Raw genomic sequence first — 13,507 nt, 5'->3', positions numbered from 1 at the left:
ATTCCACCTACATATTAGATTGTTATTTAAGTAGTATATCAATAAATGTCCCACTCTACTTAGAAAAAGTGTGTAGATTCTTTATTATATTGCTCTGCCTGACACAATTTAGATTAATTGTTGGCTGTTGAGTTATCCCATTCTTCTCGTAAAATCCCCATTCGAATGGAATCGTAGTAATATCCGTCATAGTACCGTACTTTTCGAATGCGGGCCTCCATTGTCATGCCTAGTTTTTCGCCGACTCGAATCATTCGCTCGTTACCTGACCAAGTGGTATAACCAACTCGAACAAGTGGTAGTGTAGTGAATAGATGATTCATCCAAAGTCTTAAAGCGCGTGTTCCTAGTCCTTTTCCCCAATTACCGGCTTCATGAAGTCCAATACCCATCTCCAACCATTTTGAAGGTTCATGCTCCCAGTAGTAAGAAACAATCCCTCTTAATATCCCATCTACTTCTATCCCCCAAAAGTCGTCTCTATTTATATATGAATCAGCTTTCTCCATGAATTTGTCATACGGTACCGATTTATATTCATAATAGGGGGCATCCCATTTTTTCCACTCTGGCTTTTCGTCCTTGCACGTTAGTTCCCAAAGTCTCGTTAAATCTCCACGCTTAATAGGTCTAATAACTAATTCATTGTCTTGGTACAAAATTATTCCTCTTTTCATCCTGTAATAGTGTATAGGTTTGTTGGGTTGGAAAGAGAAAGTGTAATACTTTACTTCTCAATCACCTGTAGAACGTTTTCCATCTTAATCACTCCTCAATAGTTAGTTAAATTAAGTATATATAATAGTTCTGAAAATTTATATATTTAACAGGAATAAAAGTAGAGGTAGCGAATTTAATGTAGAGGGGTGATTAGATGGTAGGAAAGAAAATTTATTTAATCAGACATTGTGAGGCAACGGGGCAAGAGCCATCTGCGGAGTTAACGAATGAAGGGAAAGAAAAAGCCATACAGTTAGTTCCTTTGTTAGAGAAATTACAGATCGATTATATTATTTCAAGTCCCTACAAAAGAACACTCCAAACTATTGAACCGTTTTCCGAAAGCAATAAAATTCCTGTCCTTATAGATGAAAATTTACAAGAACGCAGGTTGAGTGCAGAACCTATGGAGGACTGGTTAGAACAACTAGAGAGAACGTTTATAGAAAGAGATTTAATATTTTTAGGTGGGGAGTCTAGTAATCATGCACTTTCCCGTATACGAAAAGTATTAGAGGAGGTGTTTGAACACAAACAAAAGCATTGCGTAGGAATTGTTACTCACGGAAATATTTTGTCGCTACTCATTAATCACTATGATCCAACCTTTGGGTTTGCTCATTGGCAACAGATGAAAAACCCAGATATTTTTTTATTGGAGCAAGTTAATGGCGTTATATACATAAACAAAATAGAACAATAAAAAAATCCTGTGTAAAAATAACGACAGGATTTAAACTTTTATTAAGACTCTTTAGAACTCGATGGGATTCGGTTGCTGCTCATTTGTCGTTCCTGTTCTTGTTCCGCAATGATGTCGTTGTCCTCAGCATTATCTCGAGTAACTTTTTGTGTAAGAATGGCTCCAACTGCAACCAAAATCATTACTGCGATATAATATCCTTTTTCATTAAGCTGCAGATTGTCTGCGTTATAAAGCCCGATGCAGAACATAACAACACCTGCAAATAACGTAAAGTAAGCAAGTACTGTAAATGCCATCGTATTACGCCTGCGATACCGTTTTTGATTCATGTCATACTCCCCTTTAGATTCGTTCTAATAGTTATTGTATGAATTATATTCTAGTAAAGATGATTGATAATATGAAATATTAAGAAGTATAAGATAATTACAAGAAAGTGGGTAGCTATGTTTTTTCATCCCCAAAAATGTTTTGTTATCTTATATTACTTATCTCACGTTTACTCGTTTCATGTAGTAAGCAAAATCTACTGATCACCGATGAGTTGAAGTAACCATCCAGTGTGTGGAATCAGATGAATCACTAAGAAATGGGATTTCTAGAAGGTCACGATGTTGAACTGATAACTGTATCATGGGAAACGTATGGTGTGTCACTGTTTAATAATGGCAAAATATTAATGGAGGGATATTATATCCATGCCGATCTTCCGAATTTTTGTGACAAGTAAGCGAGAGCGCTATGATTCATAAATATGACGTGACTATTAGAATTATGAGAGAAAGCGACTTTCCTTACATGGCAAAATGGCTAAATGATGATTTGGTCATAGAGTATTATGGTCCGAGGCTGACATTAGAACAAGTAATTGCAAAGTACGGTCCGAGAATTAATGATGAGCATTACGTGATGCCTTGCATTGTGGAATATAAAGAAGAATCGATAGGCTATATTCAATATTATAAAGTTTCTAAAGAGCAGTTAAAAATATACGGCTATCCTTGGAAAGAACCTATCTATGGAATTGATCAATTTATAGGAAGATCTGATTTATGGGGTAAAGGGATAGGGACTCGGATGATTAGTGCTTTGTTAGAGTATTTATATTTCAGAATAGGCATCAATACAGTGGTACTGGATGTCAAAAGCACTAACTTGCAAGCTATAAAGTGTTATCAAAAATGCGGGTTTCGAGTTGTGAAAGAATTAGAAGATAGTAGTCTTTTAATGGAATGGGAGCTTCATTCGTCCAGGAATTGAAAAAATAAAAAGAGGTGTGGTTATGAAACAAGCATTATTAATCATCGATGCGCAACAGGAGTTAATAGAAGGAAATGACCAAGAGGTTAGTGTATTTCAAAAAGAAAAGCTAATTGAAAATATCAATTTAGTAATAAAGAAAGCCACTGAATCAGACGCTTTGATCATTTTTGTGAGAGATACAGATGTGGCAGAAGGAAAAGGTGAAGGGTTTCAAGTACACAGAGATATTAATCTACCAACAGACTCGAAGACATTCGATAAAGCTGCAACGAACTCATTTTATGGAACTGGATTAAAGGAATATCTTGATAAACACGAGATTAAACACGTAGTAATTATGGGATGTCAGACTGAGCATTGCATCGATACAGCGGTACGTACTGCAACCGTTTCACAATTAGACGTTACATTAGTTGGAGATGGACATTCAACAACTGGGTCATCTGTTCTTTCAGCGGAGCAGATTATTAATCACCACAATAAAATACTGCATGGACATTATAATGTAGATAACTTTTCTATGGTTAGAAATGCTGAAGAAGATTTGTTTCAGCCACAACATGATATGCATCGCTAGGAGTAAGTAAAAAGTGTTTTTGTGGCATTATTAATCAAATCGCATAACAATATAAACTCCTCACCTTAAAATTAGTGAGGAGTTTTTTTGACCTTTAGCTGTTCATACTACAGCATTGCCATTAAGACTAGGTAGGAATGTGTACCTATAAACACAAAGGAACTTGGTAATTTACCAGCTAGCACCCCCACTTTACACTAATCCATTTATATAGAAGTCCTCGATAGAAAATCTCCGCAACATATCCAACACTACATTTGCTAATGAAGAACTAACAGATAAGTTATGGGAGTTTATTAAATCGAAAAAAGATTCGGAAGTGTTAAGTCTTTATCCGGTTAGTCAGAAAATACTTCAATTTATAGAAGAAGCATTGGATGCAACGTAAGGAATCAATATATTTTATTTAGACATCACTAAAAGATGAATTCATCATAGAGGGATTTGGTTATAAGGTGAAGAAATGAATCAAATATAGGTAAAAAGAAATGCGTAAAATTAATTTTATGCATTTTTTTATTTGGTGATAAGTAATTGGGCTTGTTTTTAGGGGGTTTTTGAAGAAGGGAGGAGTCTTTTTGTAACTTTATACCCCTACAATAAGTCGCAACTGCAGAAGTTATGACTTTGTTTGTAGAAAAAGTAGAAGTTATGAAGAAGATGTTGTTCGCAAATTTAGCAAAAGTATAATTATGTTAATCTTCTGTCACTAAATAATCAGATGTGGAAAAGAAGTGAAAGAAAAAATAAACTAAAGACCTAATAGGGGGTTGTTATTCGAAATTATTTAGGTATAAAAATGCGGGTATATAGTCATTTTTTTGACGGTAGTGCAAAAGGGGTTGTAAACAATGAAAAAAGTTGTAGGAATTATTTTAGTATTTTGTATTCTGCTAGGATCCAGTAGCATTTACGCCAGCGGCTTGCCGCGAACCTCCCTTTCTAAATGGTATGGTCAAACATTACAAGATGAAAGTGGGGCAGTAGGAATTGCAACAACAACGAATATTAAAGAGGTCCTTGTAGAAATAAAATTACTTCTCTTGGAATCAAAAGACAAATTTAATTCTGAAGTTTCAAGTTTTCTCGGTACTCAGATAACAGAAACAACCTCCAATTTAGGAGATTTTTCTAATGATACGAAAAATAGTCTTGCAGAATCAATAAGCAATTTAGAAAAGGTTAGCTTTGACGAGTATATGAACGATGAGCTTCTAGAAGAAGAAATTGGACAAGAGATTGAAAGTCTATTGGCAGATGTATTAAGTAATTAAGTAGTTATTTCATGTTTTTTATAAGGAAACTAAGACTGTAGTTCAAGGGAGGTATTTCATTGAAAAAAATAATTAAACGTAAAGTAATTGCAGGTGCAGTAATAGTCGGACTAATATCAACAACAGGGGTAGCGTTTGGCGCAACAGATGCAGGAATAGGCTTAAAAGGTTGGTATGACAAGCAATTTAAAAAGGCAAATACGGAAGTAGCAAGTGAATCAACAAAACACTCTGCCCAAAAGTTGTTGGAATTTAACAATGCAACAAAAGAATTAAAAAAAGGTGCTACTGAAAGTATTACTGGGACAAGAAATACTGAAACAGAAGCTGCTAAAAGTTCAATTCACAAAGAAAGTAGAGATTATATAAACTCAGTAAATACCAAAAAAGCTGAAATTCAAAGTAATATTGACAATCAATTTAAGAAAATTGAAGATGATGCGAATAAGGCGATATTAGCTGCTAGCAAAATTACTTATGGTTTAGCAGAACTAGATTTAAAGGGGCACACTAATAAGCAAGGTACAGATGCCTTAACTTATTTAAATACGGAAATAGAAAAGGAAACCAATAAAGCAATTAGTGATTTGGAATGGGAGATTCGTACAACAAAAGGTTTCTTACAAGATCTTCTTAACAAAAAGAGTACTGCATCAATCGAGTCCATTAACAAAACAGTAGATACTGAGATTGCTAGGCTCCTTGATTTAATTACGAAGAAAACAGGAGAATTAGTAACCTCTCAACAGACTGCAATCTCATCAAAAGCAGCAGAACTAGAAGTAGCTGCTAAATTAAAGTTAGAAGAACGAGTAAATGCATTAATTAATGAAAAGTAAAAGAAAAATTAATATATTTGATAATTGCAAGATGTACTTTATAAAATATAAATTCAAAGGGAGATATTCATTATGATGAAAACAGTTAAAGGTAAAGTAATTGCAGGCACAGTAGCAGTAACATTATTTGCGGGAGTAGGAGCAGCATTTGGTGCATCTGACGCTGGGCTAAATCTAAAGAATTGGTATAAAACTCAATTTACTAGTTCATCAGGTGAAGTAAATAAACAAGTAGCTGATTATGCAGGAAGCAAAGTAGATGGGTTAACAAAAGAATATAACACCATTAAAACTGGTGCTGGGGCTAGTATTAATGAAAAAGGTGGATTTGTCACAGAGGTAGCAAGTGGTAATATCGATGACCGTAGTCGTGAGCATATCGATTCTATTAAAGAAGAAAAAGCTCATATTGAAACATACCTTGCAGGTCAATTTGATTCTCTTTCAACGTATACCCAAGGCTTAATAAACGAGGCGGGTAAAGAAGCATTAAAGTATGCAAATAATGACTTAGCTCAATATACAGATAAGGCTGGAAAAGCAGCTGTTGAAAAAGTAAACACAGATGTTAAAGCAGCGACGGCATTAGCGGTAAAAGATTTAAAGGATACAATCTATTGGGCAAAGTCTGATCTTCAAACTAAACTTGATAAAGAAAGAGATTTAACAGTAGTAGAAATAAAGGGTATGATTGATGCTAAAATTGTTGAACTACGAGGGGAGATTACAAAGAAAACAACTGCATTAGTTAAAGAGCAAGAAAAAATAATTACAATGACAGCTAAAGGTTTACAAATAGCGGGACTAAAAGAATTAGATGATTTAGTAAGTGGCATGAATAATTAATTAAAATCAATAAGAACCTCTTTCCATAGAGGTTCTTATTCTTCTAATTGGAGGTATGTAAATGCTGAGTAGAATTGACAAGTACAAAAAGAAAAGGAAATTTAAAAGAACAACAATTACTATTGGAATAATTGTAATTTTGGGATTTTCAGGTGGGATGAAAACTGCTCTAGCTGATTTAGATATTCAAGGCTTACTGACTAATTGGTTTAACAACAAAAAAGTGGAATCCGTTCAAGAAATTGAAGGCGCCGTCTCTTTAGAAAGAGATCGTTTAATGCAGAACCTAGAGGTGGAACTTCAAAGAGAAATCCAAGCTGCTGAAAATCAGCTGAATAGCTTTACAGCAACTCAAAAACAAACACGTATTGCAGCTTTACAAGAATATGCTAATAACATAAAAGCAGGAATGACTATTGATAGTAGTGAGCAACAAGCTACAGTTATGAAAAATATAGATATTATTTTAGAAAATGCAAAAGCACAATTAGATGGTCAAGCGGCGCAGTTAAAGTTGGTAACCGTTCCAATGCCCGCAACAGCACCTGTTCCTGCATCGGCTCCGGATCTAGTAGTGGTCCCTGAAACAAAACCTGCCCCTGCAGTAGAAACGTCACCAACGCCAAAACCTGAGACAGAAGTAATTCCCGAAACAGAAAAAGCTCCTGAAAAAGAAGTTAAAGCCTCATCGTCTCCTGTGCAAAAAGAACCTGTTGTGTCTCCTCCTGTCGAGGTTGATATTTATGCTGTTACGGATTGGTTTGTTAAGCCGAACACTTCTAACGTACAAATAGAAGAACTGGCAGTTACAGATGACGTATTCTCTATTGATACCTCTTTCTCGGATATTCTGATGAACTCGCAAGCTCGAGGAATTTTGAATAGTATTTTACCGGGTCTAGAAAAACATCAGCACTTTCATCTAATACAATATAAAACAATCGAAGAGATGTCACGAGTTGCTCCAGGGCATTTTACTGAATCTGTTTTATATTTATTAAACCAAAAGTTAAGTGCAGTTAAAAAATAAAAAATACCAGGGAAATTAACAACTAACATTGTTGATTTCCCTGGTATTTATTTTTTAGGCGAGAATAAGTCTTAGTTTTTTATACTGAGAGTAAAAATAATGGGTAGATAGTGATTCTTGAAAACTTATACACATATTTAAAGATAGGGTTTAAATTAACGATAATTTTTATGGACTAAAACACAATGGGATATACTTTGAAAGAGAGGCTCTTCCTAGGTTAGGCGAGCTATGTATAGATGGAAATAAATTTTATAGTTGTCAGAAATTTCTGTGGATATATTGTTAATAACAGTTTCATTCTTACAAAAATATCTCTGTTTCGCTTAACATTAGACACGAATTATTGGTGAAAAGTTTAATTCCTTAAAGAAAAGGAAAAGCTAGTCTAAAAAGGGGTTTTAAAATGACCAATTCAATAAGCGCTTCCTCTGATTTTAGACAAAATCCGAACAAAAAAGCATATGCCAAACAGAATATGTGGACAGGCATTTTATTTGGACTTGGGATTGTGGCATTTATAGATGAAGTAGTTTTTCATCAACTTCTTCATTGGCACCATTTTTATGATAAATCTACTACCGATATTGGATTAGTGTCGGACGGTCTCTTTCATGCGTTTAGTTTTATAGCTACGATAGGAGCATCGTTTCTACTAGCAGACCTTCATAGGCGTCATGCATTTTGGTTGAAGAGATGGATTGGTGGAATTCTTTTAGGTGCAGGTGTATTTCAACTGTATGACGGTATTATTCAGCATAAATGGATGGGTTTACACCAGATTCGCTATGGCGTAGATATACTACCCTATGATTTGGTATGGAATATTTTAGCTGCCTTAATGATTTTGACCGGAGCTATTTTAATACAACAGACAAATCATAAAAAGGAGGGCTGACCTTAGGTGCATACTCATGAACAGTATCCAGCTGCTGCTCTCCAAATTTTTTTAGCAATTCCATTTATCCTGTTTTTTGTTATATATATATTGGCAGTAGTTCTGTCTAATCGAAAGAAAAAAACATGGCCAGGGTACCGGATAGTAGCGTGGAGCTTTGGTATATTATGTGCGCTGCTTTCACTAGTTGGTCCCATCGCAGATTTATCGCACGCAGACTTTTCTGCTCATATGATTGGGCATGTATTACTGGGGATGCTGGCACCACTTTTGATGGCTTTAGGGACTCCAGTGACGCTACTCCTCCGTACGATTAGTATCCCAACAGCAAGGAAACTAACTAAAATTTTACGCAACAGCCGTCCTTTACATTTTGTTCAGCATCCAGTTGTTGCTTCTATATTAAATATTGGTGGCTTGTGGATGCTTTACACAACCGATTTATTTCTTATGATGCACGAAAATATGCTCCTATATGTAATTATTCATACACATATTTTCTTAGCTGGGTATGTATTTACAATTTCCATCATTTATGTGGATGTGACAGCCTTTAGAAAAAGTTACTTATACCGAACTTTTGTTTTTGTATTGGCTTTAGCAGGTCATTCCGTTCTCTCCAAATATATTTATGCGAATCCTCCAACGGGAGTGCCAAGTGATCAAGCGGAATTAGGTAGCATGATTATGTACTATGGAGGGGACACTGTGGAGGTAGGGCTACTTATAATCTTGTTTTATCAATGGTACAAAAAAAGTCGACCTACATTTAATAATGGAAAGGAAGGGTTTGCTATAAGTAATAATAAAAAATTTACAGTTGCAGGGACAGACATTGAGGAAGTAAAAAGGTTAAATGCAAATGCGGGAATGAGTTATCGTGAAATAAATGAATGGTTTGCAAAGCAACAGTCTAAGGCCGATCCATTTACTAAAAAAAGGTAAAGCGTTTGGAAGGTGGGTTTAAAAAATGTATATGAAAGCATTATTAATGAAGTTTGTCATGATAACTGCGGTGCTATGGATTGTTTTAGGCATTTTTTATGACGTTTCTTTTACGAATATACTCATTACTAGTGTGGTTCTAACTGCTGTAGGATATGTAGGAGATGTCTTTATATTACCTAGAATAGGAAATACTTGGGCGGGGATAAGTGACTTTGTCATTGCCTATGCCGTCATTTACTTGTTGGGATCATATTTTTATGAGCAACCAATTGCTCTAGGGACAGCTTCTTTTATATCTGGACTGTTGTTAATGATAGGAGAATTCTTGTTGCATCGATATATGGACACAAATATCTTTGAACCAAAGAAAGCTAATCCTGATGAGAAGGTTGGATACTATAATCGAACGAATCTCCAAACGGAGTTTGCTGAGGAATTCAATACTGATTCGATAGCACAAGAAAAAAGCACTGATAAAAAGTTTAAAAAGTAAGTATATAATTCACTATTTGGACCAATCTAATACAGTCAGGGAGGTGAGCAGTCATGGGAAACAATAATAACCGAAATAACAATAACAACAATAATAATAACAACAACAATCGCAATAACAATAACCAAAACAATCCAGCTGAGTTCGGTGAAGATTTCAACTTTGACAATCTAAACGAGCAAAACCAAAACGAACAAAACAGAAACAACAACAACCAAAACCAACGTAACAATAACCGCAACAATAACAACAACAACAACAATCTTTAGTAAAATTAGTTAAGCTAATACAGTCATTCCTAAAGTAAACTTTAGGAATGACTGTATTTTGGTTTATAGATGAATGTACGGTGGTAAAGAATAATAATGACAAACAAGGGAGAGAACTTAAATGGATAAAATAGAAATCCAACCCTTGAATATTACTGATGCATATATGACGTATTTTTTTCCGTTTTCTTTTCGAGAGAAAGAGCGGAAAGAGCTAATGGCACAACTTGAAAAGAATCATTATACGTTTTTTACTTTAGATAATGAAGAGCTACAAGATAAGTACTATGGAGAAAATATTAACATTTCGAATGAGGAATTGGATCAATTTTTTCTGCCATTTATTGAAGATAAGCTCTTCCCTCCTTCGATTAAAAATAGGGGGTTTTTGCGTTACTCCAAAGTAATTAAAGATACGTTTGTATACGAAGTACATGACAATACATTAAATTTTATCATTAATAGTATGGATATTGTCTTGTGTCCATTCGGTATCGGTATCATTACGATCCGCGTAGCAATGGATCAAGAGCGGGAAACATTGACGAATTTATTGGATTGTATTGATCATTTTTGTGTGCTTGAACCCAAGCTTCCCAAGGATAAAGGTGCTAAAATCCACCATGATGGTAAAGTGTTCAATAATACAAATGAACTTGTTTTTGACTATATTTGTTTACCGTTAAAGCCGTATATCATCCATAATGACAAATTAGCGGGTTATTACGGGAGTCTTCCTTATTTTGAGGATGAGCGAATGTATACTTCTGTTTTCTTGATAGCGGATGATAAAACTGAAATAACAAAAGATCAGCTGTTCCGCTTGGCGCATTTAGATGGTAAGGATATAGACGGAAATGCATTTATCTCTAGTTCCAACCCAGAATATGTAAACCGCTATGTTGATGAGCGTATTCATGATCGTTGGGCGCCGCATACATATACAATTTCTTCTGAACATACTCAGGTCACTATCTCTAATAAGAAAAAAGAACAGTTAAAACAAAGTGTTTCTCAATTTATGAGTGTGCATTATTATAATTTAATGTTGCATTACTATTATAAAATTATATTGTTAAAAGTTTCTTATGAACATAGTGAAGTCAGTTGGGCAAAGGATAAAAGATATGTAGAGGAGTTAATAGAACTCATATCAAAATTCTATTCACGCTATTATTTTGAAGAGGTTTCGGCTAGAACAGAAGGAAAAGAGCTTACCCAGAAGTTGCGGGAAGTATTTCGTTTACAAGATCTTTTTGCTGAGGTAAGACAAACTGTAGATGATCTATATAAGGCTCAAAACAATCAAGCAAGCAAACGACGTAACTCATTGCTGTTTATGTTAACTATATTCACAGTAGTTTCGGGTATCTATGGGATGAATCTTGTTATTGAGGATTGGAAGGGAAAAACAGATTGGTCAAAGGTTCCGGGATATTCCTTTTTTGAGTGGATATCACTTATTACAGCATTAACAGGAATTGGTCTTGCGATCGCTATAATAGGTTACACTACTTGTAAAGGTATTTATGATAGATACAGAAAGTGGAAAAGAGATAAGTCCTAAAACTTCTTATTGTAAAATGAGAAGTTTTTTGTATTTCTTATTTTAATTTTATCCAGTATATTAAGATTAGTTTATAAGCAAAGAAAATTAATAGAACGGGGTAAGTTAGTGAATCAAGCAAATGCATCCAAATCAATTGTATTACCATTAATCATTTCCATAATAGCAATTTCGTTTGCTGCTATTTTCGTCAAGTGGTCTCATGCGCCCGCAACTATATTAAGTATGTATCGAATGATTTTAGCGACCCTGCTATTACTGCCAGTTGTATGGATTAAAAGGGCAGAGTTTAAAAAACTAACAAACAGAGAATGGCTATTACTGTTTGTCGCAGGTATGTTCTTAGCTCTACATTTTGCACTATGGTTTGGTTCTTTAAAACTGACAACAGTTGCTAGCTCAACAATTATTTTGGCATTGCAGCCGATTATCGCGTTGGTTGGTGGTGTCATTTGGTTTAAAGAGAGAACTACGAAATCCGCACTTATGACCATGGGTATTGCTGTAATAGGAGCGGTGATGGTCGGATGGGGCGATTTTGGTCTAAGTAGAAATGCCATTCTTGGCGATATACTTTCTTTTCTAAGTGTGATTGCGGTTGTTGGATATTTATTGATCGGGCAAAAAGCAGTGAAAGTAGTTTCCCATTGGATTTATAGTTTCACTGTCTTTGGCTTTGCCGCTATTGCACTCATTGTCTATAACCTACTCGCAGGTGTTGCTATGGGAGGGTATGATTCAAGAGAGTGGGGAATTTTTGTGTTGTTAGCGGTAGTACCGACTATTTCTCATTTGATAAACAATTGGTTGATGAATTATGTAACAGCTACTACGATATCTATGAGTATTTTAGGAGAGCCGGTAGGAGCAACTATCCTTGCTGCTATTTTCCTAGGAGAACGATTAGTAGGCTGGCAAATTGTTGGTGGTATTCTAGTGCTAGTCGGGGTGTTTTTGTTTATCCTACAGCAGATGAAAAGGTATCCTAAAAGTGAAATACAAAAAAACTAGACAATTTAGGCGAGTCTAGTTTTTTGTTATTTACTATTTTAAAGGCAATTTGAAATGTACTTTTACTTTAGAAAGCCTCCTTCTACTAATAGTTCTTTAATTTCTTGTTTTGTCATTAAATTTTGTTTTGTATCTACTAGAATAGAAGGTATAGAAGAAGTTTTGCTGGTAGAGTTCACAGGGGCAATTTTTATCAGATCCTTGTTAAATACGGTGGCCATTGGTATTTCGTTTTCTGCTACTAATACTTCATGAGTCTTTTCTCCGACTCGAGCACCGGTTTCAATGATATGAACATTTTTTTTGTTGTAATACTCGATGAGAACTTCTGCCAAGTCGAGTATATTACAAGCATTCATATGCATGACAAAAATTTCTCCTCCATTTCCCAACTCTGTAGCTTGAAGTAGCGTTTTAATCGCTTGTTTTGGTGTGACAAAATAACGTGTCATCTTTTTATCGGTTATCCGGATTTTGTTTTCTTCTTCTAGTTGTCTGATGAAAATTGGTAGTACGCTGCCGCTGCTTCCAAGCACATTCCCTCCTCGAATGCATAAGAACCTAGTGTGCGAACCTAATTCGTTTGCACCAAGAATCAGCTTTTCCCCAAGTGCTTTTGTCATTCCGTACGTATTAGCTGGATCTGCAGCTTTATCAGTAGAAATATAAATTACTTTTTTGACTTGGTTCTTAATGGAAGCTTCAATTACATTCTGCGTTCCGACTATATTTGTTTTAATAGCTTCTAAAGGATTTTCCTCACATACGGGGACATGTTTTAGTGCGGCTAAGTGAAAGACATAATCTACACCAGCACATACGGAAGATAGAGCGTTTTCGTCTCGTATATCCCCTATACTAAATTGTAATCTTGTATCTTCAAAGTTCTGGCGCATCATGACTTGTCTATTTTCGTTTCTTGAAAAAATAATAACTTTCCTAGGGTCAAGAAGAAGAAGTTGTGTGACTAGTTCAATTCCCCATGAGCCTGTCCCCCCGGTTATCAATATTGTTGCATTGGTAAACACCATTTTTCCTCCCTAATAATTGTTTGATTTTAGAGACG

At 35.1% G+C, this 13,507-nt stretch carries 16 protein-coding genes; 13 read left to right on the top strand and 3 right to left on the bottom strand.

Going from position 1 to position 13,507, the window contains the following annotated elements:
* Positions 1-113: 113 nt before the first annotated feature.
* The gene (locus MKX53_RS17100; protein WP_340912804.1) at positions 114-659 is read right to left on the bottom strand and encodes a GNAT family N-acetyltransferase; all 546 of its coding nucleotides are present in this window, start codon (positions 657-659) and stop codon (positions 114-116) included.
* 215 nt (positions 660-874) lie between these two features.
* On the opposite strand from MKX53_RS17100, the gene MKX53_RS17095 reads away from it, so the two are divergent.
* Positions 875-1,423, top strand: a complete 549-nt coding sequence (locus tag MKX53_RS17095; RefSeq protein ID WP_340912803.1) for a histidine phosphatase family protein — start codon at positions 875-877, stop codon at positions 1,421-1,423.
* A 41-nt stretch (positions 1,424-1,464) separates the two neighbouring features.
* On the opposite strand, the gene MKX53_RS17090 is transcribed toward MKX53_RS17095, so the two are convergent.
* Positions 1,465-1,755: a YiaA/YiaB family inner membrane protein gene (locus MKX53_RS17090; RefSeq protein WP_340763945.1), complete on the bottom strand. Its 291-nt coding sequence runs from the start codon at positions 1,753-1,755 to the stop codon at positions 1,465-1,467.
* Between the two features lie 412 nt (positions 1,756-2,167).
* Here MKX53_RS17090 and MKX53_RS17085 point away from each other — a divergent pair, with 412 nt between their 5' ends.
* The 12 genes from MKX53_RS17085 (at position 2,168) to MKX53_RS17030 (ending at position 12,441) form a co-directional block, all read left to right on the top strand.
* Positions 2,168-2,686 (top strand): GNAT family N-acetyltransferase, encoded by a 519-nt coding sequence (locus MKX53_RS17085; RefSeq protein ID WP_340912801.1) that lies wholly within the window; start codon positions 2,168-2,170, stop codon positions 2,684-2,686.
* 22 nt (positions 2,687-2,708) lie between these two features.
* Positions 2,709-3,266, top strand: coding sequence for an isochorismatase family protein (locus MKX53_RS17080; protein ID WP_340912798.1), 558 nt, complete (start codon positions 2,709-2,711; stop codon positions 3,264-3,266).
* A gap of 851 nt (positions 3,267-4,117) precedes the next feature.
* Entirely contained in the window at positions 4,118-4,540 is a 423-nt protein-coding gene (locus MKX53_RS17075) for a hypothetical protein (protein ID WP_340912796.1), read from the top strand.
* 59 nt (positions 4,541-4,599) lie between these two features.
* The gene (locus MKX53_RS17070) at positions 4,600-5,379 is read left to right on the top strand and encodes a hypothetical protein (protein ID WP_340912794.1); all 780 of its coding nucleotides are present in this window, start codon (positions 4,600-4,602) and stop codon (positions 5,377-5,379) included.
* A gap of 72 nt (positions 5,380-5,451) precedes the next feature.
* Positions 5,452-6,225 (top strand): hypothetical protein, encoded by a 774-nt coding sequence (locus MKX53_RS17065; protein ID WP_340912792.1) that lies wholly within the window; start codon positions 5,452-5,454, stop codon positions 6,223-6,225.
* 61 nt (positions 6,226-6,286) lie between these two features.
* Positions 6,287-7,255, top strand: coding sequence for a hypothetical protein (locus tag MKX53_RS17060; RefSeq protein WP_340912791.1), 969 nt, complete (start codon positions 6,287-6,289; stop codon positions 7,253-7,255).
* Between the two features lie 478 nt (positions 7,256-7,733).
* A complete protein-coding gene (locus tag MKX53_RS17055; protein WP_340913388.1) occupies positions 7,734-8,153 on the top strand; it encodes a DUF2243 domain-containing protein in 420 nt (139 codons plus the stop codon).
* 6 nt (positions 8,154-8,159) lie between these two features.
* Positions 8,160-9,098 (top strand): cytochrome c oxidase assembly protein, encoded by a 939-nt coding sequence (locus MKX53_RS17050; RefSeq protein ID WP_340912788.1) that lies wholly within the window; start codon positions 8,160-8,162, stop codon positions 9,096-9,098.
* Positions 9,099-9,123: 25 nt separating this feature from the next.
* A complete protein-coding gene (locus MKX53_RS17045) occupies positions 9,124-9,594 on the top strand; it encodes a YndM family protein (RefSeq protein ID WP_340912787.1) in 471 nt (156 codons plus the stop codon).
* Between the two features lie 53 nt (positions 9,595-9,647).
* Positions 9,648-9,863, top strand: a complete 216-nt coding sequence (locus MKX53_RS17040) for a hypothetical protein (RefSeq protein WP_340912786.1) — start codon at positions 9,648-9,650, stop codon at positions 9,861-9,863.
* Positions 9,864-9,984: 121 nt separating this feature from the next.
* On the top strand, positions 9,985-11,430 hold the full coding sequence (locus MKX53_RS17035; RefSeq protein WP_340912783.1) for a hypothetical protein: 1,446 nt from the start codon (positions 9,985-9,987) through the stop codon (positions 11,428-11,430).
* A 108-nt stretch (positions 11,431-11,538) separates the two neighbouring features.
* Positions 11,539-12,441: a DMT family transporter gene (locus MKX53_RS17030; protein WP_340912781.1), complete on the top strand. Its 903-nt coding sequence runs from the start codon at positions 11,539-11,541 to the stop codon at positions 12,439-12,441.
* A gap of 62 nt (positions 12,442-12,503) precedes the next feature.
* On the opposite strand, the gene MKX53_RS17025 is transcribed toward MKX53_RS17030, so the two are convergent.
* On the bottom strand, positions 12,504-13,469 hold the full coding sequence (locus MKX53_RS17025) for a polysaccharide biosynthesis protein (protein WP_340913387.1): 966 nt from the start codon (positions 13,467-13,469) through the stop codon (positions 12,504-12,506).
* Positions 13,470-13,507: the final 38 nt, after the last annotated feature.

The organism is Psychrobacillus sp. FSL K6-4615, assembly GCF_038008225.1.
GTDB lineage: Bacteria > Bacillota > Bacilli > Bacillales_A > Planococcaceae > Psychrobacillus > Psychrobacillus psychrotolerans.
The sequence above is the reverse complement of the archived record's forward strand: the minus strand, read 5'-3'. Positions and strand labels throughout refer to the sequence as shown.

Excerpts from the sequence above, each read along its gene's own strand:
- MKX53_RS17095 (WP_340912803.1), top strand. The coding sequence starts at position 875 with ATGGTAGGAAAGAAAATTTATTTAATCAGACATTGTGAGGCAACGGGG.
- MKX53_RS17090 (WP_340763945.1), bottom strand. The coding sequence starts at position 1,755 with ATGAATCAAAAACGGTATCGCAGGCGTAATACGATGGCATTTACAGTA.
- MKX53_RS17085 (WP_340912801.1), top strand. The coding sequence starts at position 2,168 with ATGATTCATAAATATGACGTGACTATTAGAATTATGAGAGAAAGCGAC.
- MKX53_RS17080 (WP_340912798.1), top strand. The coding sequence starts at position 2,709 with ATGAAACAAGCATTATTAATCATCGATGCGCAACAGGAGTTAATAGAA.
- MKX53_RS17075 (WP_340912796.1), top strand. The coding sequence starts at position 4,118 with ATGAAAAAAGTTGTAGGAATTATTTTAGTATTTTGTATTCTGCTAGGA.
- MKX53_RS17065 (WP_340912792.1), top strand. The coding sequence starts at position 5,452 with ATGATGAAAACAGTTAAAGGTAAAGTAATTGCAGGCACAGTAGCAGTA.
- MKX53_RS17060 (WP_340912791.1), top strand. The coding sequence starts at position 6,287 with ATGCTGAGTAGAATTGACAAGTACAAAAAGAAAAGGAAATTTAAAAGA.
- MKX53_RS17055 (WP_340913388.1), top strand. The coding sequence starts at position 7,734 with ATGTGGACAGGCATTTTATTTGGACTTGGGATTGTGGCATTTATAGAT.
- MKX53_RS17045 (WP_340912787.1), top strand. The coding sequence starts at position 9,124 with ATGTATATGAAAGCATTATTAATGAAGTTTGTCATGATAACTGCGGTG.
- MKX53_RS17040 (WP_340912786.1), top strand. The coding sequence starts at position 9,648 with ATGGGAAACAATAATAACCGAAATAACAATAACAACAATAATAATAAC.
- MKX53_RS17035 (WP_340912783.1), top strand. The coding sequence starts at position 9,985 with ATGGATAAAATAGAAATCCAACCCTTGAATATTACTGATGCATATATG.